This is a genomic window from Bradyrhizobium guangxiense, assembly GCF_004114915.1.
GTDB classification, from domain to species: domain Bacteria; phylum Pseudomonadota; class Alphaproteobacteria; order Rhizobiales; family Xanthobacteraceae; genus Bradyrhizobium; species Bradyrhizobium guangxiense.
Window position 1 is genome coordinate 149,507 of record NZ_CP022220.1, and the last position, 19,272, is coordinate 168,778.

16 protein-coding genes and 5 pseudogenes are annotated in these 19,272 nt (G+C 58.5%); 4 read left to right on the top strand and 17 right to left on the bottom strand.

Annotated features, from left to right (window positions below; all coding sequences use genetic code 11):
- Positions 1–97: 97 nt before the first annotated feature.
- From X268_RS35230 to X268_RS35265, 8 genes and pseudogenes are all read right to left on the bottom strand, one after another.
- On the bottom strand, positions 98–523 hold the full coding sequence (locus X268_RS35230) for a WGR domain-containing protein (RefSeq protein WP_371746380.1): 426 nt from the start codon (positions 521–523) through the stop codon (positions 98–100).
- 35 nt (positions 524–558) lie between these two features.
- Positions 559–924 carry a hypothetical protein gene (locus X268_RS40750; protein ID WP_128929585.1) on the bottom strand — a complete coding sequence of 122 codons (366 nt, stop codon included), beginning with the start codon at positions 922–924 and terminating at the stop codon, positions 559–561.
- Positions 925–1,007: 83 nt separating this feature from the next.
- Positions 1,008–1,682 carry a DUF1889 family protein gene (locus X268_RS35240; RefSeq protein ID WP_128929586.1) on the bottom strand — a complete coding sequence of 225 codons (675 nt, stop codon included), beginning with the start codon at positions 1,680–1,682 and terminating at the stop codon, positions 1,008–1,010.
- Positions 1,683–1,805: 123 nt separating this feature from the next.
- Positions 1,806–2,360 carry a 3'-5' exonuclease gene (locus X268_RS35245; protein WP_128929587.1) on the bottom strand — a complete coding sequence of 185 codons (555 nt, stop codon included), beginning with the start codon at positions 2,358–2,360 and terminating at the stop codon, positions 1,806–1,808.
- The gene (locus tag X268_RS35250) at positions 2,357–3,523 is read right to left on the bottom strand and encodes a hypothetical protein (RefSeq protein WP_128929588.1); all 1,167 of its coding nucleotides are present in this window, start codon (positions 3,521–3,523) and stop codon (positions 2,357–2,359) included. Before X268_RS35250 ends, X268_RS35245 begins: the two co-directional genes overlap by 4 nt.
- Entirely contained in the window at positions 3,523–4,419 is an 897-nt protein-coding gene (locus X268_RS35255) for an AAA family ATPase (RefSeq protein WP_128929589.1), read from the bottom strand. Before X268_RS35255 ends, X268_RS35250 begins: the two co-directional genes overlap by 1 nt.
- Positions 4,416–4,916 carry an HORMA-1 domain-containing protein gene (locus X268_RS35260; protein ID WP_128929590.1) on the bottom strand — a complete coding sequence of 167 codons (501 nt, stop codon included), beginning with the start codon at positions 4,914–4,916 and terminating at the stop codon, positions 4,416–4,418. Before X268_RS35260 ends, X268_RS35255 begins: the two co-directional genes overlap by 4 nt.
- Before the next feature lie 2 nt (positions 4,917–4,918).
- Positions 4,919–5,858, bottom strand: a pseudogene (locus tag X268_RS35265) (CBASS oligonucleotide cyclase).
- Positions 5,859–6,070: 212 nt separating this feature from the next.
- Between X268_RS35265 and X268_RS35270 the strand changes: the two are divergent.
- Positions 6,071–7,135, top strand: a complete 1,065-nt coding sequence (locus X268_RS35270) for an XRE family transcriptional regulator (RefSeq protein WP_128929591.1) — start codon at positions 6,071–6,073, stop codon at positions 7,133–7,135.
- A gap of 262 nt (positions 7,136–7,397) precedes the next feature.
- Positions 7,398–7,631: a hypothetical protein gene (locus tag X268_RS41080; RefSeq protein WP_476727269.1), complete on the top strand. Its 234-nt coding sequence runs from the start codon at positions 7,398–7,400 to the stop codon at positions 7,629–7,631.
- A 1,300-nt stretch (positions 7,632–8,931) separates the two neighbouring features.
- Here X268_RS41080 and X268_RS35285 read toward each other — a convergent pair.
- Entirely contained in the window at positions 8,932–9,852 is a 921-nt protein-coding gene (locus X268_RS35285) for a nucleotidyl transferase AbiEii/AbiGii toxin family protein (protein ID WP_128929592.1), read from the bottom strand.
- On the bottom strand, positions 9,839–10,636 hold the full coding sequence (locus X268_RS35290) for a type IV toxin-antitoxin system AbiEi family antitoxin (RefSeq protein WP_128929593.1): 798 nt from the start codon (positions 10,634–10,636) through the stop codon (positions 9,839–9,841). Before X268_RS35290 ends, X268_RS35285 begins: the two co-directional genes overlap by 14 nt.
- Before the next feature lie 315 nt (positions 10,637–10,951).
- Between X268_RS35290 and X268_RS35295 the strand changes: the two are divergent.
- Positions 10,952–12,227, top strand: a pseudogene (locus X268_RS35295) (DUF2130 domain-containing protein).
- Between the two features lie 416 nt (positions 12,228–12,643).
- Here X268_RS35295 and X268_RS40190 read toward each other — a convergent pair.
- Positions 12,644–13,969: pseudogene (locus X268_RS40190) on the bottom strand (AAA family ATPase).
- A gap of 11 nt (positions 13,970–13,980) precedes the next feature.
- Between X268_RS40190 and X268_RS35310 the strand changes: the two are divergent.
- Positions 13,981–14,323: pseudogene (locus X268_RS35310) on the top strand (transposase); the annotation flags it as partial.
- Here the strand turns inward: X268_RS35310 and X268_RS35315 are convergent.
- From X268_RS35315 to X268_RS35340, 6 genes and pseudogenes are all read right to left on the bottom strand, one after another.
- A complete protein-coding gene (locus X268_RS35315) occupies positions 14,233–14,628 on the bottom strand; it encodes an AAA family ATPase (RefSeq protein WP_164935606.1) in 396 nt (131 codons plus the stop codon). The pseudogene X268_RS35310 and the gene X268_RS35315 overlap by 91 nt on opposite strands.
- A gap of 129 nt (positions 14,629–14,757) precedes the next feature.
- Entirely contained in the window at positions 14,758–15,504 is a 747-nt protein-coding gene (locus X268_RS35320) for a restriction endonuclease (RefSeq protein WP_128929596.1), read from the bottom strand.
- Positions 15,505–15,555: 51 nt separating this feature from the next.
- A pseudogene (locus tag X268_RS35325) lies at positions 15,556–16,562 on the bottom strand (nucleotidyl transferase AbiEii/AbiGii toxin family protein).
- Positions 16,555–17,154, bottom strand: a complete 600-nt coding sequence (locus tag X268_RS35330) for a DUF6088 family protein (protein WP_128929597.1) — start codon at positions 17,152–17,154, stop codon at positions 16,555–16,557. The pseudogene X268_RS35325 and the gene X268_RS35330 overlap by 8 nt, the downstream one beginning before the upstream one ends.
- 179 nt (positions 17,155–17,333) lie before the next feature.
- Entirely contained in the window at positions 17,334–17,750 is a 417-nt protein-coding gene (locus tag X268_RS35335) for a hypothetical protein (RefSeq protein WP_128929598.1), read from the bottom strand.
- A gap of 58 nt (positions 17,751–17,808) precedes the next feature.
- Positions 17,809–19,002, bottom strand: a complete 1,194-nt coding sequence (locus X268_RS35340; protein ID WP_128929599.1) for a Fic family protein — start codon at positions 19,000–19,002, stop codon at positions 17,809–17,811.
- Between the last annotated feature and the right edge of the window lie 270 nt (positions 19,003–19,272).

Consider the following 19,272-nt stretch of genomic DNA (forward strand, 5'->3'; position numbering starts at 1 on the left):
ACAGCGCGGTCGACTCGATCTGTTTCACTCATTCCCGGCGATCTGGCGCCGCACGGATCCACGCCTCGCTTGAATAGCAACTGATGGAGCATTTCTATTATGGAGTTCGGTTGATCTCTCCTACTGAAACCATGACACTATTTAAATTCGCATAATTAATTATGGAATACTTTCGCAATTCTTGGAATATGGTCGAGTATGATCTCGGATTACTTTGATATACTTCCACTGACATTTTGTCCAGATCAGCCGACTTGTGGCGTGTCGCACGCCGGCTCCGAGCCCGGAAAGTGCCGCTGGACGTAACCGCGACGGGCGTTGCGCCTGAGCCAGGACTCAAGAGCCTCGACGGCTTGAACAGATCGAGTCGCCGTCGACCGCGCCCACCGAGACGGCCCCATTCGCGCACCAATGCCGTATCGCCAAAGAGCGTCGGCTCAATCGTGAGCACATAGAACCGCGCCATGTTACGGGCCGGATCGCGACGCTCGAGCACGAGATATTGCACGGTGAGTTCGGACATGCGCCAGAATCGCAGCCGCCGAATCGACCGTCCAATTAAATAAATGAATCGATCAGCGCCAACGATTCAAAAATTTCATGCTGACAACGAGACAGGTCGCGGCGAGGCTCGCGATGGGCGACTGAGCTGAGGCGCGCTCCGGCCTCGCTGGGTGGCAGCGTCTCCCCTGGAGAAGCCGTCTGAACAAGTTGCCATCGCATGGCCGCCAGGTAAATGGAGGGTTTCCTCCTCCGACCCCATGCGTTGCGCAAGACTTTCTCGACTTGCGCGACGAGCTTCGCCCTGTGCTCGGCAGGCAGTTTGTCCAGATTGATCTGCTTCCAGCGTATAGCCGGCAGGTCCGCCGCGCCAGGGACGCCCAGCAGGCTCCAATCCGGCTCGCCGCGCTTGAGGTCCGCCATCACGGCGAATGCGCAGGAGACATCGATATATTCTTCTCAACGGCTGCCTTCTCTGGATCCCAAACTAGAATCCAACACTGACCTTATCGGAATGCTTTGCGAGCTACCTTTTCAAGGTCTGCGGCCGCACTTGACGACCAGCCGTTCCGCTGAGCCCATCGGCGGACCTCAACTGGATCAAACGAATGCCCTTCCTGACGCAGCTGCGCGATTGTGCGCTCTGCGTGTTTCTTGTCTGAGGGATGATTGAGACCCGTACCCAAATTGACGGCTTGGGTCAGGCTCTGCAGCGCCTCCTCCACGGGCTCGGGCAAACTAACGGTCGGTGCCGGTGCAGTAGTGGCTCCTACGATCTGAGCTCCCCATGTCGCTCGCCAGTTTTTGCCGTCGGTATCGTTCCAAGGAAGGTAGACGATCGCTTGCGCGCCGATCGCATCGTCCAGCTTGTTCATGTCTTTGTCCGAGATGTGGCCGCCGATCAGCAGCCCATCTGACCAACTCCCCCGGGAGGTCTGCGCACTTTCCAACTTCATCTGAACGCCCTGCGCCACCAGAACGGGTTGCCCCTTGACGAGCGCCTTTACGACGTTCGGTCCGAGGAATTCGGCCACGATGGTCCGATCGAAGCCGCCCTTCTGCGGCACCACCAACGTCACGCTGGAGATATTCCTTTCCTTGCAAATTTCGAGGACGCTCTTGAAAGCGAGCCGGACCTGGTCCGGCGACCGCTCAACGACATATCGCGCGACTGATGCCACCTATTGTTCCCCTTTAATAGAAAAGCGACCGATCAAACGTAGTTGCTTTGCAAAAAGTTGCATCGCGAATGCGAGTGGTCCTTCGACAATGAGCGAGCGTCGCTTCATGTCTCCCGCCATGCTCTACCGATTTCCCAAGAGCTTGGTTCGAATGAGACTGAATAACTCGGCCTGATACTGCGCATCATGCAGGGCCTGATGATCGCCCTTCAACCGAGGCGACAGGCGCTCCGTCATTTTGCTCGATCGCGTATCGGCCCAATCGCACCCCGTCGCACCCATGAAAAGCGCCTTGATGTCCAAAGCCGTGAACCCGAATGGATTATCGCCCGTGAACCGATGGAAATAATAATTTACGAATGACCAATCGAACGGCGCGTTGAGCCCGACGAAGACGACCGAGCCGTCTTTTTCAACAAGCGCGTCGAGCCACTGCGCGAAGGCCCGCATCGCCTCCGCCGGTTCGAGCCCGTTCTTGGCAAGCTCATCCAGCGACAGGCCGGAAACCTGCAGGGCTTTCGGATCGGCATTGCGATTGATCGGCTTCAATTCGCAGGAGAAGGTCTTTGCCGGATCGTTGACAACGCAGGCGCCGATCGACAGAAGGCTGTACTCACCGGGGATCGGCCCGGCGGTTTCAACGTCGACTGAGACGAACACTTCGGTTTTACGCCTCATGAGATCAATGGCTCCGCCGGCACGAGCGAGGGTCGCGTGCGGATCGCCTGCCAATGTTCGCGGAAGGCGCGCCGGCGATCCTCGGCCGCGCCGCTGTTCTTCCAATGCAGGCCAGAGAGCGTGGTGATGTCAAACGGCAGGTCCGAGCCCTCACGCGCCGTCACCATAGTAGGCAGCCCGCGACCCAGAGCATATCCCAGCTCGAGGAAACAATTCGATCGTCCGCCGGTAATGTCGGCGATCACGACGGCGCTGCGGTGCAACTTGGCGAAGATTTCCTGATCGATACGGGCATGGTCGTGGGCTTGCCGGCCGTCGATGACGACGAGCCGGTAGCCAAGCTCGTTCTCGATCACCGGCTGCACGACGGTGTCGAAAAAGTCCTGCACGTCGGCATAGTCCGGCAGCGCCGGATTCAGCAGCCGCACCGCGAAGGCCTTTGGTCTTTCCAGGGACTCGAGCAGGTCGACGAGGACCGCGACGCGATCGGGGATGGACTGGCGCGGCGGAAACCGGATCTTGTTGAGCCAGTCATGGGCGTCGCCGTCATCCGCAACCTGGAACAGGCGGCGGGTTTGGCTGCTAGTCAATCCGAAGCTGTAGAGCCGGCGAGCGCCCGCCGTTTCCGGCGACACGGGAAGATTGAGGGGAATGATCGGCTTTCCGGCATCGTGGTAGAGATTTGCGAGGTAGAGGACCCCTTCCGTCCCCCCGAGCGCGACAAGAATATCGCCGAAGCGGGCCTGGGCTTCCATGCGCTTGCTGGCCATGTTCCAGTGCGCGGCGTTCTCGATCTTGACCATTGGCGAGCTGCGCAGCTCGTCCCATAGGTCGGCATACTCAGCCGGGACCTGATCTTCGCTCTTGTGGTGCTGCACGGCGACCGCGAGCGGGCCCGGAACATTCGCCGGGCGTGACGCGAGGCTCTCCCTGAGCGTCTTCCAGATCAGCCAGTCGAAGCAGATCGGAAGCCCGTCGGATTTGCGCAGAGGTTCAGCGTCGACAGGCACGACGAAATTCGCACCGCGACGGGCCAATTCCTTGACCAGCGCAGCAACGAGCTCGCGGGCCTGATTGACGTCGGCGGTCGAGGCGATGGCAAGGTCTTCGACGATGCTGCCGGCAATGTGGATGCGCCGGCCGAACAGAGGGGAGCGCGCCATCAGCGATCCTCCATCACCGGCGACGCGGTGATCGCCGCGGCGGCGAGCTTGAGTTGATCGAAGCGCAGTGGCCCGCTCGGGAAGGCCTTTGCCAGCGCGGCCGGATAGAGCCTCGTCCTGATATCCGAATAGGTCCAGGACGGCTTGCCTGCCCGCGCTCCGGTGGCTTCGACGAGCTGCGATAGCTGAATGGGCGTCAGAGACAACCCGGCCAGATCCATCGTGAGCAATTGGCGGCGCTCGTCGTCCGTTGGACGGCGGAACTCCTCGATGATGGCGGCGCGGCGGCACAAGGCAGGATCCAGGACCGACAGCCGGTTGGTGCACAGGATCACCACGATCCGGCCGCCGTACTGGCGCAGGTCATCGACGCCCTGAATGAGCGTGTTCACCGCTACCTTGTCTTCGTGGTGGCTGTGCTCCTGGGCGCGCGAGGCGGCGAGGCTGTCGCCTTCGTCGATGATCAGGACCGCGCGGCGGTGCTTGCCGGCCGATTGAATGACCTTCTTGAAGGCTTCCGCGATCAATGTTCCCATCTCGCCGACCATGCCGCTGCCGCGGACGCGGTTACTCAGCTTGAACAGGATCGAATCTTCGCTTCTGGCCTCGATTACCAACTTGTTGGCGATGCACTCCGCTGTTGCGGTCTTGCCGGTGCCGACATCGCCGTGAAAGATCACCAGCGGATACTGCTCGGCGACGAGATCGCAGATCGGAAGGCTCTTGCCGTGATTCTTGTGGCTCCAGCCCGCCAGCTCGCGGACATTCAGCAGCAGACGAAGCTGATCGTGGACCCGCGCATATCGGGTATCGAACCCCAGAAGGGTCTTCTCGCGTTTGGCCAGCGTATCGCTGGGCAGCGGCGTCTCGCTGTCGAAGATGCTGGGTTGACTCACGAGGCCCAATCCTTGCGCTGCATGCCATAGGCATTGCTGACATAGTTGCGGCCGCCAGCCGACGAGAGAGCGGCATGGCTGGTATCGTCGTAGCAGGTCACCCAACCGATCTTAAGCTTACCTTTCGTGGCTTCGCGTGCGGCACTGGTGTAGTCGTCGGTGTAGCTCAGCACGACACGAAGCTTGGCCCCTGCGACCTTCGGCCAAAGAACGCCGCCGGGCCGGCTCGTAGACAGCGAGCCGGCGTCGGTATCGACTTCGAACCTGACGGCCTTGATCTCGACCCCACTGCTGATCAGCGTGACGTCGACCCATTTGAGGTAGCCGTCCTTGGCCAGGACCTCGATGTCATGGGCGTAGTTGCGAGCCTCCTCCGGAGTCCAGCAGCCGGTGCTGTCCGCGATCATCACGAGATCGGCGTTGACGCGCCGAACGACGTTCTCGATGTCGACGTAGGTGTAGGTCGCGCTCGCGCTTCTGACCTGGGTCATGCTCATCTTCAGTCCTCCGTCTTGAATCGAGGGCCGAAGATCTCCTTCCAGACCTCATTGTCGTTCTCGGCCGATGCAAAATTGGACGTCTCCCAGGCCTCCTGGGCGGCGGCGACGATCTGTTTCCGCTCGTCCTCGGAAATCCGGCTGGTCACGTTGTTGAGGCTGTAGACCGGATCGAGAATGACCACCGGATCGCAGAACGTCGTGAATGGCGCGACATTCTCGGGAAACTTGATCTCTTCCTTCAACTGCGACTGCGCGACGTAGAGGAGGAAATTGCGAAAGCGCTGTTCGATGCTTGCACCGTTGCCCTGCTTGGCGAGGACATGCGCCATGATCAGCTCGATGGCGAAGGACTTCAGCGGCTTCAGTTCCGCCTGGTTGCGCCACTTCTTGGCCATGCGCACCAAGGTGCGGAAATCCGCGTCCTGGTCCTTGCGATCGCGGACGAACTTGATCTGGCAAGGCGCGCAGGTCTGCGTCTTCGTGCCGTCGTGAATGTCGAACTGCCAACCGTAGCCGGCGCGGTTCTCGTCTTCGATGACCGGCACGATATCAACGCTGAGGCCCGTGCCCACGAAGGTGACGGTCGCCGCCTTGCGCTGGATCTCAAAATCCTCGACCGACTTGTTCGGATACTGCTTGATCAGCAGCGCGTAGATCGTGTCGTTCAGGCTATCCAGCGTCTCCTTGCTGACGTCTCGGCCAGAAATGTAAAAAACGACATCGACATCGACCGGATCGACAGCGGTCTTCCGCAGAATCGTGTATTTGGCGAAGGCCGGCCTTCACGACCTTAGTGATCTTGATCTCGGTCTTGTCGCGAACGGTCTTGCGGAGTTCATCGATCAAGCGATCGACCTGCTCGTGGTATTCCTTGCGCTTGTCGGCAGGCAGGCGCAGCACGTTGCTGTCGTAGTACCGCAGTTGAGTATTGTTCAACATCGCTGCTCGATTCCTGCTGGTCGGTTTCGCCGGCGGCTGGCGCAAAAGTACGCCACAGTGGAACTTGTCCGACCCAGACCGGTTTACAAATCCGGGACAATGGAGCGGTATGCGGGCCATATAGGCTCAATTTTCCGCGCATCAAGGGTTTTTGGTTTACAAATTTGTGCCCATATCGTACTTCTGTAAACTGAGACGCAAAGGAGGCCCAGATGATCGGACACAAGCTTAAGGTCGCACGGTCGGCCTCGGGCCTGTCGTTGCGTGGCCTCGCTGACGCCATGGATGGCATCGTATCGGCCCAAGCCATTGGCAAATATGAGAGAAACGAGGATATGCCGAGCTCGCGGGTGCTGATCGCCTTGGCGGCGACGCTCCACGTGACGGAGGATTACCTGCTCAGCGAGGACGAACTTGCCCTTGAGGGCGTCGAGTTCCGCAAGAAGGCGGGCACGTCGTTCCGGGAAGAAGCCGCCCTCGAAGCCCGCGCGATTCACATGCTGGAGCGCTATCTCGCGATCGAGGACCTGCTCCAGATGCGCAGCATCGATTGGGAGCAGCCACGCAGCGCACCACATCCGGTGGCCGATGTCCGGGACGCCGAAGATGCGGCTCGCTCTGTCCGCGAAGACTGGGGTTTGGGAAACGATCCCATCCCGCAGCTCGCCGAGCTTCTGGAGGAGCGCGGGATCAAGATCCTGTCGCTCGATCTCGACGATATCGACGGGCTTGCCGCCAAGGTGCGACGCAAGGACCGCAACGCTGCGCGAGTAATCGTCATCAAGCAAAGCACGTGGTCGGAGCGGAAGCGCTTCAATCTCGCCCATGAGCTCGGTCATATGGTGCTGGCCCCATCCCCCGGCGTCGATGAGGAAAAGGCGGCGCATCGGTTTGCCGGCGCCTTCCTGATGCCGGCCGACGTCCTTCGGGCCGAAGTTGGGGTCAGCCGATCGTCGATCAGTCTTGGCGAGCTGGTCGCGCTCAAGAAGCGTTTTGGCGTCAGCATCCAGGCCATCGCCTATCGCTGCAAGGATCTCGGCATCATCAGCCAGTCCGCTTTTGGCCGGCTGTTCAAGATCTTCGCGGAACGGGGATGGCGGACGGCGCCCTATGAAGAGCCAGGCCGGATGAAGCCTGAACTCGAGGAGCCGAAGCGCTTCGAGAGGCTTTGCTATCGTGCGCTGGCCGAACGAGTCATCGGCGAAGCCCGGGCCGCTGAACTGCTGGGAATAACGGTTCGCGAACTGGACGCTCGTCTGGATCAAGTTGCGGCGTAAGCACCTTGGCGGTCCTCGTTTCCGATACCTCGGTTTTGATCGATCTGGAGCGAGGCGCCTTGCTCGAGGACCTGTTTCGTCTCCCTTTTGAGTTTGCGGTCCCCGACCTGCTCTTTGTTCGAGAGCTGGCCGGGGACCTGGGCGATCGCCTTACTGCGCTCGGCCTACGGGTCGAAGAGCTGTCCCCGGCAGAATTGACCCGCGCGACGACAGTCCGCGGCAACGCGCTCATCTCTCCACGCCGGACACGTTCGCGTTTGCCATCGCGGAGGCCCGCCAATGGACGCTTCTGACCGGCGACGGAGGGCTGCGCGAGTTGGCGACCTCGGTCGGGCTGCAAATGCACGGCGTGCTATGGATTTTCGACCAGCTCGCCGACGGCAACCACTGCGAACTGAGCCGACTGCACGCGGGTTTAACTGCCATTTCCAGGCATCCTCGCTGCCGGCTTCCAACGACGGAAGTTCGGCGACGACTGACCCGGTTCGGCGCGTGAACGATCCACCACGCCCCCCCCCCGAAGACGACCGCGAAAGCGCCGAGCTCACGCCAGAGGTCGTATCCATACCCCCTGCCCGCCGGGACGGTCTCTGGACCATCGAAACCGGCGGCGCAAAGTCAATAGGCGCAAAATCCCTCGACGCTCGGCCTAGGTCCCGAGGAGGTTGGACCATTCTCCTTCATCAAGAGGAAGAAGTTTCATTTTGCCATCAAGCCCGACATGCAACTCAGACCAAGGGCTGCTGTCGCCCTGGCGCGCCAGCTGTCGACGAGGGAGTTTTAGGTCGATGGCGCGATAGACTCTCGCACTTCAATGCTAACGAAGGGCAACATCGTTCCTGGCGAACGCGAACCTCATAGGCGGCTCGCCGCTTTCTATCGGTCGTAGTGTTTGCCGCCGGTGCTGATTTGATAAAGGGTCGCCGAATAAGGAAGACGCAGGAGAATGGGACCTTCCTTCGTGACCTTGCCGAGGACGGCAGCCTGGCACAGGAGGCTGACACCACCCATTGTTCGGTCGCAAAAGGCGTCCGCGCTGTCGATAAAGTTCAGCTTTGTAAGGCGAGCTATGACGACGGTCCGCCCCTCGGGTAACGCGCCAATAGGCTGGACAACAAAGATGGTGATGAACTGCGCGCCAATGATGAGCGCTAGAAGGAGCGCACCAATACCGAGTCAGGCTTTCACCCTCCCCTCCGTCTACCTTGAATAATCTATTTCGGCATACTCGGCGCCGACCCGGGTCGCCATGATCAGGCTTCTCACCCGAGGTGGCGAATCCGGCTTGCAACATCGACGCGCGTTCAGCGGATAGGCGCATCGCGCGCCTTTTCTCGAGCAAGCTACGATCGGCAAAGACGATGTGGGCAAATCTCGCCAAGCCTGCCTCGCGCATCTTCTTGCCGCCAGAGGCGGTGATAAAGACGAGAACGATATTGCGGTTCATGCCCTCAATGCGCAAATCCGACAAACACAACAGCGAGCATTTCTGAGCGTCTGCTGTTGGAATAGGTGGTAGCCATTTTGGCGGCCGCGTGTCGTATGGTGGAGACCATCATACCTCTAGCCACGGCGGGACTTACATCGGCGGCTCGGGCTCTTCTCATAAAGGCGGCTCCTACCGAAATCCAAGCACCGGAAACGTGTACGGCACGCATAGGTAGGCGCGTCCACTGTTCGATAGGCGGCTGAGCTGAAGCCCGCAAGCTCTGGGCTCGCTGGGTGGCGGGCGTACCCCAAAAATTCTCTCAACAAGTTGCTACGAGCGTGCTCGACTGAGATCCCCTCCTCCGACCTCAGGCATTGCGCAAGACCTTCTCGAGCTGCGCGACGAGCGTCGCCCTGTGCTCGGCAGGAAGCTTGTCCAGATTGATCTGCTTCCAGCGCACCGCCGGCAGGTCCGCTGCGTCAGGGACGCCTAGCAGGTTCCAATCCGGCTCGCCGCGCTTGAATCCCATGAGGAAGTCCTTGCGAGCTTGCCGCATTTTTCCCGCGATTTCGGCGATCAGCGTTTCCCGGGTTTTGAGCAACTCGTCCAGGGTCACTTCATCGGCGGTCATGCCCTCAAAGCCGTGCGTGAATTCGTGCTGGATGTCCTTGCGACGAGGAACCACGACCTCGGAGATCGGCCGGTCATGGCTGATGAGGTAGACAATGAACGCTTTGCGGAGATCGTCCGTGATGCCTTCGTTGGCGAGCAGATCGCGGACATCGAAGAGGTCGCGCGGATGCTGCCGGTCGAGCGCCGCGACAAGCTTGCCGGCGTATAGATCGGCGAACGAAACGACTTTCATCTGCGCGAAGCCGAACGTCTCTTCGACGCTCGGCGACACGTCGCGCAGCTCCGGCTCGAAGACGCAGCCCCTGATCACCGGCGTGATCTCGATCTTGATCTGCGCGTCGCCTTTCTGGACGGTCAGCTTGGTGACGATCTTTTCACGGGGATTGACGACTTCCGTCAGCCGCGCGCCCGGCAATCCTTTCCTTATGGCCTCTGTCATGCGCTTCATCGCCGCATCTATCGCCGCAAGAGATTCGGGACGCGGAGCCACCGGCAGATATGTCAGGTCGATATCGACCGATAGGCGCGGCATATCTCGGTGGAAGAGATTGATGGCGGTGCCACCCTTGAGCGCAAAATCGGGCTCCGCCGCGACGAACGGGATCGTCTCGATCAACAAGGCCACTTGATGCCGATATTTTTCAGACAGGGGCATTGAGGTCGTCTGGGATGGTTATGAGGTATTTGGTGTCGAGTTTGCCGCCCTTGACGAGCATGCGCTTTCCCGTGCCGAGATTGACTTTCGACTTGTCGATCTGTTTGAGCCAAGCGTGCTGATGTCGCTCCGCGAACCAGAAAAACAATCGTTTGACCTTGACGCTTTTGCAGTCGTTCAGAAGCATTTGCAGCCGCCGGGGGCTCAGGCTCCTCAAGCCTTCCGCCAGTGCATCGACGTGATGGAAGCTTTCGTGGCGGGGCAATTCGTCGAGCAGTTCGAGAAACGCGCGTTCGGGCGTCGATACCGTGAGAGGCCAGTCGAATGGTCCCGGTATTTCCCGCGTTGTCCCCGACTCTGATGTGGGCAGGCTCCCGTGCGTTTTGAACAGGCTTTGCGTGCGGTGAACGCGGAATTTCTGTTTGAGCGGAAGTTTGCCGAGCCAGCCGGGAGCAGACCGCGTTCCGTATAGATGTATGGTCGAAGGACCCGTCTGGCTCAGGTAGTGGCCGAAGCCTTGCACTTCGATGGCGGTGCGTCCGCCAACGACGAAGTCGGAGCCGAGCAATCGCTGGAGTGACACGACGGCGCCCTGCCAGGAGAGTTCACCGAGCGGGCGCTTGAAGGTTCCCCGCGCCGGCTGAACGAGCCAGCCGGCCGATACGTATTGGCTGCGCAAGCTGGTGGAATATCCATGTCGTTCCATCCAGGCGGCATCGACCAGAAGTCCCTGCGGAAGGGTCCTTTCGAGCCTGTTTAGCTTTCTGTCCTTTTGCTCAGCCATACTAAGTAAACTAGCGCATATTCAAACTATATCCAAGGTTTAAGTTCTATCCATTTCCCATGGCCAGACTAAGTAAAATCGTCGTCATACAAACTCACCTCGGGATCCAAAGTTGACGCGCGTTCCTATTTTGTTCTATTCTGGACTACATTCGTGCGAGGCTGCTCGTGCACGCGTTCGGGTAGATCGACGTGTCGGTGGAAAACCCGCCGGCCAAGGTCGAAATCGACGACGCGTATGTGGACATGAAGTCGAGCGACATCGCAATCACGCACAGATCATGTTGAATCCGGTTGCAACGATGATGGGGAATTCATGAGTTTCAAAGCAACCGGCGCTTCGCACGAGGCGACCCTACATTGCCCCAACTGCAATCACGAGATCCGTCTGACGGAGTCATTGGCCGCTCCCCTCCTCGCTGAAACCCGTCAGCGCTTTCAACAGCAGCTGGCCAGCAAAGATGCAGAGATGGAGCGTAAGACCGAGGCACTGCGGCTGGAACGCGAGCAGGTCGCTAAGGACCGCGAGCAAATCGAGGACCACGTTGCGAAACGATTGATCGCCGAACGTGCCCAGCTGGTCGCGGCCGAAAGCAAGAAGGCGCGAGAGGCGGCCGCGGCCGAGCTGCAGGCGAAGGAAGCGGAAGCCGCGGAGCTGCGAGCCAACCTGCTTACCAACAACGCAAAGCTTGCCGAGGCCCAAAAGCAGCAAGCCGAACTGATGCGACAGCAGCGCGCACTCGAAGAGGAAAAGCGCGAGCTCGACCTGACAATAGAGAAGCGCGTGCAGGCCTCAATCAGCGAAATCCAGATCAAGGCCAGGCAGGAAGCCGACGAGGCTGCGCGCTTACGCGTTGCCGAGAAGGACCAGACTATCGAGTCGATGACGCGCACGATCGAGGAACTTAAGCGAAAGGCCGAGCAGGGATCACAGCAATCCCAAGGGGAAGTACTCGAGCTCGAGCTCGAAGAGCTTCTGCGCGGACGTTTTCCGACCGATTCGATTGAGCCGGTTGGAAAAGGTGAGCTCGGGGCGGACGTAATTCAGCAAGTAAATGGTGCTATCGGCCAATCTGCCGGCATCATCCTTTGGGAAACTAAACGCACCAAGGCATGGAGTGACGTGTGGCTCGCCAAATTACGTGACGACCAGCGCCGTTCCGGCGCCGACGTCGCTCTGATCATCTCCCACGCGCTGCCGAAACAAATCGAGCAATTTGACCTCGTCGACGGCGTATGGGTGGCTCATCCGCGTTGCGCATTGCCGGTCGCCGTGGCGCTCCGCCAGGGTCTGATCGACGTGAGCAGCTCACGCCTCGTTCAGCAGGGCCAGCAGACCAAGATGGAGCAGGTCTATCACTACCTGACAGGCACGAAGTTTCGACAGCGGGTCGAAGCTGTCGTTGAGAAATTCAACGATATGCGCGAGGATCTCGACAAGGAGCGCAAGTTTATGGGCCGGCCAATGGGCCAAGCGGGAAACCCAAATCCTGGCCGTCATCGATTCGACCGTGGGCATGGTCGGCGACCTGCAGGCAATTGCCGGCAAGGCCATGCCGGAGATTCCCAGCCTAGATGCTCCGCTGTTGTAGAACGCTGTCGAGGCCGAACGGAAAACTGGGTGATCCGTCCCCTACCCTCTTTGCGCTGCATCCAGCGATTGGGCTCGATCGCCATTGATGGCGAATACTAAAGCGGAAAACGATCAGCTGTTGCGACGATAGATAAAGGTGACCGGCTTCAAACGGTCGTTCTCTGGCTTCCACGGACGCTGCAAGTCGATCTTTCCCCCTGATTTCTTGCGTCGGCCCAAGGTGATACCGTGAAGGACAAACAGCACGCAGTCGTGCAGTGGATTCTGCGCGTGCCCTTACTTCGTTCGCCGTCAGCACGATCTGCTCACCAGCCGTCGTGGTCTAGTCGGCCAGGCAACAAGGTCCTTGCCTCCGAACTGGACCACTTTAGCATAGCTGTGTTCTTTGCGCCGGGTTGGAACTGCGACAAGGGTTCATCGGCATAGTCGTTGCAGCCCAGCCAGATGGGTAGGGTCTACGGCCTCCATCATCGCGATCAAGGCCGCCGTGGCAGCCTTACTCTCCTCCAGCGTCATAGAGGAAAACCCGATTAGGTCATCGATGTTATCGGAGTGCGATTCCAGTTGCACGAGACGTTCCAGCGCGGCCAGGCGCTCGCCGTCGAGCGTAGCATGATCTTTTCGCAACTGGCCCATCTTCGAAGCGAAACCTGCACTTCCCGGGCACCGGAACGCTAAGAAAACGTCGAGCACTCGCCGAAGTACATTCGGCATCATGTAGGCGTATTCGTAGTCTGGATCTGCGCTGGCGTTGAACTTCAGGACGTGATCCACCAAGTAGTGGTATTCAGACTCATCCTCACGGAGCAGCTTTGACATCTCAACAATAGCTGTTGAGCGTCCGTCCAGCCCTTTTGGAATTTTGACATCTAAAAACAGGAGGCTTGCCGTAGGCGGGGTCGCTTCGTTGCGAGGTTTGTGGAAACCCTTCCAGGCTTTCTTGAACTCGTTCATGCAGTTTTGGTTGTGTGTCAAAACGAACACCTGAGCTGCATTCCCAAGCCGACTTAAAAGAAGGGAACACGCTTAGTTCAACGCTCTGCTGTCCAGGCTAGAAATCGGATCATCCACGACGAGGATACGGTCCTTGATCGAACGCCCTTCAGCCTCAAGCCTTGAAAGGAAATAGCAGAGTGCGATCGCCGTCTTCTCCCCTTCGCTAGGACTGCTGTCTATCGGCCTACCGCGACGGTGGATTTCATAGCCTTTTTCTACGCTTGCAATAGAAAGTTCCTTGTGGCCAAGGTAGGCCTCGATCAAGCGATTGATTTTCTCCGCAGCCTGACCGTGCTCTTTGATCCGAGATCGCAAGTCCGTGGCTTGCTCTTGAAGTTGATTGTAACTGAGCGTCCTAGCATCAACGTCCGTTTTGGCTTCGCTCACCGCGTCGCACGCGTTCTGAAACTCCTGGGATTTGTCAGCCAAATGGTGGCGCCTCAGAGCAAGACGGGCTTCATCCTGCCGTTGGGTGAATTGCGCGAAGGTCTCGTTGTGCTGCTTGATGGCAGCGTTGAGCGTGCCCACCCAGGCGTTTACCAAGCCCAACGTCACGGCGATCGTCTCGTCGTCGTTCCACGCCAGTTCCTCCCGTAGCGCAATTGTCGGTCGGGCTAACTTTGCGTCGATGGCGGCAACCGCCGGACTGAGAACTGTCTCGACCGCTTCTAGCAGGCTGCTGAAAAAGTCGTTTCGTGAGGCGGCTGGAGTGTGATTCTGTGCATGCGGTTGATTCCTTTCGATTGAGGAACGGGATGCGCGGCGAAGATGAGCATGCGGAACGCCTTTTTAGCTACGTGCGGCTGGAGACCCGGATCCCGGCGGACCATCCGCTGCGAGCGATCCGGGAACTCGTTGATGCGGCGCTGAAGGATTTGTCGCGGTCGTTTGATCGGCTGTATGCCCGCGAAGGACGGCCATCGATCCCTCCGGAGCGGCTGTTGCGAGCGCTGTTGCTGCAGGCGTTCTACACGGTGCGGTCGGAACGGCATGATGGAGCAGCTTGACTACAACCTGCTGTTTCGCTGGTTCGTCGGCTTGTCTGCGGACGATTCGGTGTGGGACGCGACCGTGTTCTGCAAGAACCGCGATCGGCTTCCCTGCCGCAGCTCTGTTGAGACTGTACGAGCATGCGCACGCTTGAAGTTTGCTAGCTGTTGCTCCTTTGCGCGAAAGAGCGCTTCTGCCGCGATCTTGCGTTCGTTGGCAACCGGTAGCGCTGCCTCCTTCTTTGCAAGCTCGGCGGCTAACTCGGCCTGTTCTCGGCCGATGTAGAAGACGGGTTTGGCCCGACCAGCCGACCATTGCAGATTCAGGTCGATGAAATCTTCATTGAAGACTGCAAGGCGATTGCTCAAGCTATTGCCCGCACCCGCCTTTACCGTCGTTCCTTCGCTTGTCACAAACTCGAACTCGCAACCAGCGGGTACCCGCAGCTATACCCGCTACATGCGTGTCGCTAAGCTGAAGTCGGTCTGATCAGTCGGAGACCGACACTGCTTCAACTGTTCGACAGATGGTTCAATGCTGGCTTACTTGTTGCGATCTCTGACCGCGCGGAATTTCGCAATCGCCGCTTCTCCATGGTGAAGTGTGGCGTCGAGAAGATCGCGATAACCCACGGCGCTCATGATATCCGTGGGAAGCCCCTTATACTTCTCGGTGGGATCGGGAATATTCTTGAGCGGCAGCGGTGGATAACTGCTATGGCGGAGAATCCTCGAATAAGTAGCCATCGACATCGCGAACCAGCCGAGGGGATCGAGCTCATCCTTCAATTGAAGATATTCGTTTTGATCGGCCTCAGGCCAATGGGGAAACGAGGGCGGCAGGAACGGCTCGGAAAAGCCCATCAGCGGATCGAGCTTCGCTGTGATCACCGGAGTGAAACAATTTTCGAGCCAACTCGGCTCGAACGCGTTCTGAAACTGATCCCAGGTGACCAACTCGACATTTGTCATCTGCGCGGCATCGCGGGCTCCCGACTGAAAGCCCGAACTCGAGATGATGTAGCCCTTGTGGGCGCCGACATCCGTCATCACGCTGCGAAAGGAATGAACCACGGTTTGGGGAACGGCGGCCCTCCAATGCTTGCACCCACAAAGGATGATGTATTTTCGTCCTTTCAGAGTTTCCTCGGCATAGACGTCGATTTCCGCTTGGCCACGAACAAGCTTCACCTTTTTTTCGATTTCGACGGCAAACCCGCATTCCGCCAAGATGCGTGCGGACTGTTCCTGAAGATCTTGCCAGCTTGAGGGGGTTCTCGATGTGATCATGCGAAAGGCGATTGAATGAACATAGCCGACGATGGACAGGGCGGCGGCGCATCAATGTCGCTCGTTGGCACGCTTCTGCAAATCTGCGCAGCGCATCATCAGACCGGCAAAAGGCATGGCGTCGCCGAGAAGCAAACCGGCATCGACCATCTTCTGATAGTCGGCCTCAAGTTCTTTGCGCATTTCACCGTCAGGGACGAGCTGGAGTTTGCCGGAAACGGCGGCATGATAGTCAATCACGTTGCCGTCCCGATCTTTTGTGCGAAAGAATTTGCTTTTCCAGTCGGCGACTTCGTTTGCGAGATCCTGATCGTCGAATGCAGCCTTGGCATAGCCAGCATCATCAAGCTTCACAAGGTCATGCCAATGGCGGGAGATGCGATCGCCTTTGATGCCTTGGGCGCAAAGGACGTGGACGGCGGTGGCTTTCTCCCAGAAGGTGCGCTGAGGCAGCATGATCTTGGGCGCCGCTGCCGAAAACGATAATTCCGGCAGATAAGATGCTGCGTCGCATGTGACCTGGCGTATCTCGGCCGGCTCGCCGGTTGATCGAGCACCGAATTCGAGTTTGACGGACGGCGCTACATATTCGGAACCTTCGGAGACTTGGTGATAGTCGATATAGATCACATCCGCATCGACGCGGAATTTTACATTCACACCCGTCGCCGCGGCATGTTGCTGTAGAACCGGCAGGGCTTCATCTTTGACCCACACGACTAACTTTTCGCGCGCAGCCTTCGTCCATTTGTCGGCTTGGGCGCGTGTCTCGGGTATCGGGTGATCGCCTTTGGCGAGTTCGGGAATGATCTGACGAACGTCGTAGGTGAGATCGATATCTTCGGAGAAGCGCTGGATGATGCCATAACCTTTTGAGAGCGAGGTGCCGCCCTTGAAAACGAGATGTTCGCCGAGCTTCGTTTCAAACAGGCCCTGCAAGGCCCATACGACCCAACTATCTTTTTCAAGCAAATGAATGGGTCGGCTGAGGCGGTGGCAGCAACGCCAAGTGCCTCAAGCCGATCTTCGGCAGAAAACGTCAGAAAGGATTCAGCCATAGCTTAGCAGCGATTGGCTGATCGATTTTGACATCCACGCAGGCAGAGCGGGGCGCACGGCGATGAGGTCTTGCAACGTTTCCGCCGACAATTTCTGCTTAAGGCCCCGCAGCGCATCGTTCGCTTGCCGTTTGCCGAGCCATTCCAAGGCGCGAATGGCTTGCCCGGCAGCCGGCTTTGCCGGAAACAGCATCCATTCTGGCGCATGCTTCACCTCAACGGTTTGTGCGCCGAGCTTAAGCTCCCGGTCAGGACCAGACGTCAGATAGACGAGTTTCGTTGGCACCTGGGTCGTAAGACCAAGTGCGTTTGCAGCTGCTGCCCCGTGCGGGACGATTGTTTCGGCACGCGTGGCAGCGAGCGCTTGGACGACTTTCTCCGCTTGCGGTGCGCGTACACCGAACCGGGTTTTGACCGGCAGGACGTAGAACCCATGAGCAAGGCGCATCAGCTCGTTGCGCTCAGAAAGCCTTTTCAGAGCTTGATCGACCGCTGCACGGCTCCCCAAATGCAAAGCATCCTTAGCACCAATCAAGGCGCCTTCGGGCAATGTTCGGGCATATTCCAGAATGCGCTCAGCTACGGTCTGCATGCCCCTCCTCCTATCTGTCAGAAATAGATAGTGATTTCTGACAGCCTGCAATACTTAGCATGCTTGCCAAGCAAAATCAGCAGGTTAGCTGCTAAATTCATCAAGCAGGTAGGTCGAAACACGCTGGATTTTGTTCCCGAGCGGGCTGATGGATCGCACGCCCGCACCCTAAGATAGTGTCATGAGGAATCCGTCACGCAAGCTAATTCACCGAGGTTCCGATGACCCGAATTGATCGTTACTCGCTGGCTGTCGTGCCGCTCGAACAGCTCTTCAATGAAGAGAGCCTGGACATTGCCATGGGTTTTATTTGGAGCCGAAACGGACGTTTCTATTTGGTCACGAATTGGCACGTCATCACATGCCGGCGATTTCCGACTGGCGAAAACTTGCATAGCCAAGGCGCGCGGCCGAACAGGTTGCGCGTCTTGTTCAATCTGGGATTTCAGCAATTTGGAAAGCAGGAGCACCTGATAACGATACGTGACGACGACTCTCGCCCTTGCTGGCTGATCCACCCGAACCGGAATGTCGATGTCGCTGTGAGGGGGCAGTTTTCCATGGCGCGCGACATGTTTCCTGCGCTCCCGCGGCATTACGGGTGTCTGGGCGCGCTCAGGGGCGTAACGAGTCTCCTACCACTCACTCCCGCAATCACGTTTCCGGGAACAATCGCGGAAACAGCACATCCAAGGCCTCAACCGGAAAGCGGAGCGATACCGCGCCCTTGGGCGTGTCTGATCCGAGCACGCCGTCGGCAAGCACGTCAGCAAGCACGCGACGCGCGGTGCGCTCAGGCAAACCCGTTATCCGGGCGACGTCACCACGCTCGAACTGCCCGCGAACCAGCGCCTCTTCGAGGAGGCGCTTTGCTTCTGGCTTGAGCGTGTCGCTGCGTTCGACATAGGTGTTTAAGCGCGAGCCTAGGTTATCAAGCTCAAACAGCCCGTCCATGAACTTCACCTGATCAAGACAGACCTGGAGAAACCATAGAACAAACTCGTTGAGCGCCTTCAGCGAAAGATTGCCCCGTCCGTCGAGGTCTCCCTGTCGTGACGAGTCCGCCATATCCATCATGCGCTTGTACTCGCTCGGCGATTTGAGGCCTCGGGCGAGGCCGCGCGAAATCGACCATAACCCGTGTGAACCGATGCCGGCCAGCTGGGCCATAGCGTGGCTCATCAAGCGGCTAACGCGGCCGTTTCCGTCAGGAAACGGATGGATGTAGTTGAAGCGGTGATGCGCCGCAGGGATCGCCATGATTCGGCCGGCTGTTTTCAGCGGCCTGAAGGCGTAGCGTTGCTCGAAATAGCGCATAAAGTCGTCAACACGCTCGCTAGATGGCGGAACGTGACGGCCTATCGCAACATCATGCTCAGGCTTCGACCGCCATTCGCCGGGCACCATCATAAAGGTCGTGTCGTTGCCGCGGATTTGGAGCATATCGCCCGGCGCCCCTCGATAGAATTCACGATGCAACCACTTGATAAACTCCACTGAGGCCGGCTCACCGAGCTCGCTGTCGGCGGTAAGGCGATCGATCTCCGTCTGCACGCGTACATGTGCCGCGGCCTCCAGCTGAAGGTTGCGACGGCCCTCGTCTTGGTCAAGCTCCCCCTCGAGCGCGCGAGCAATGTCCTTTGGCCGCGTGTTATGGCCCTCGATGAGGTTGCTGTAGTAGGTGTTCATCAGCCGCACCAAGTTGGCAAGGTTCGCAGCTGTGCGCTGATGAAGCCCGACACCGAGCCTGGCCGAGGCTGCCGACAGGTCGGCAACCACATCCGCGATGGCCTCGGACGTTTCCTCAAGCCGCGCCGGCTCAATGCGCTGGGGTGTTTCTATCGCCATTGGCCGATCTTATCGCAAATTAACTAGCTGATTTTACGCATGAATTTCCAAATTACAACCGAATTTGGCCCATTTATTGGCCGATCTCCGATTGCGCTTTCGTGACCGCTGGAACTTTCATTCAAGGCATTGACTTTAAAGCATATTTTAGACCTTTAACGTTTCGATTGGCCGGTATTTTGGCCGGTCCTGCGATCTCTACATGAAAGGTTCTTCATAGGCAGTCCTCTCACCCAACGGCCCTCCTCGCTGGCCGGTACATACATATGC

Bases quoted from the DNA above. Each gene is read 5' to 3' on its own strand.
- X268_RS35230 (WP_371746380.1), bottom strand. From the start codon at position 523: ATGTCCGAACTCACCGTGCAATATCTCGTGCTCGAGCGTCGCGATCCG.
- X268_RS40750 (WP_128929585.1), bottom strand. From the start codon at position 924: ATGGCGGACCTCAAGCGCGGCGAGCCGGATTGGAGCCTGCTGGGCGTC.
- X268_RS35245 (WP_128929587.1), bottom strand. From the start codon at position 2,360: ATGAGGCGTAAAACCGAAGTGTTCGTCTCAGTCGACGTTGAAACCGCC.
- X268_RS35250 (WP_128929588.1), bottom strand. From the start codon at position 3,523: ATGGCGCGCTCCCCTCTGTTCGGCCGGCGCATCCACATTGCCGGCAGC.
- X268_RS35260 (WP_128929590.1), bottom strand. From the start codon at position 4,916: ATGAGCATGACCCAGGTCAGAAGCGCGAGCGCGACCTACACCTACGTC.
- X268_RS35270 (WP_128929591.1), top strand. From the start codon at position 6,071: ATGATCGGACACAAGCTTAAGGTCGCACGGTCGGCCTCGGGCCTGTCG.
- X268_RS35285 (WP_128929592.1), bottom strand. From the start codon at position 9,852: ATGCCCCTGTCTGAAAAATATCGGCATCAAGTGGCCTTGTTGATCGAG.
- X268_RS35290 (WP_128929593.1), bottom strand. From the start codon at position 10,636: ATGGCTGAGCAAAAGGACAGAAAGCTAAACAGGCTCGAAAGGACCCTT.
- X268_RS35320 (WP_128929596.1), bottom strand. From the start codon at position 15,504: ATGATCACATCGAGAACCCCCTCAAGCTGGCAAGATCTTCAGGAACAG.
- X268_RS35330 (WP_128929597.1), bottom strand. From the start codon at position 17,154: ATGCAGACCGTAGCTGAGCGCATTCTGGAATATGCCCGAACATTGCCC.
- X268_RS35335 (WP_128929598.1), bottom strand. From the start codon at position 17,750: ATGCCGCGGGAGCGCAGGAAACATGTCGCGCGCCATGGAAAACTGCCC.
- X268_RS35340 (WP_128929599.1), bottom strand. From the start codon at position 19,002: ATGGCGATAGAAACACCCCAGCGCATTGAGCCGGCGCGGCTTGAGGAA.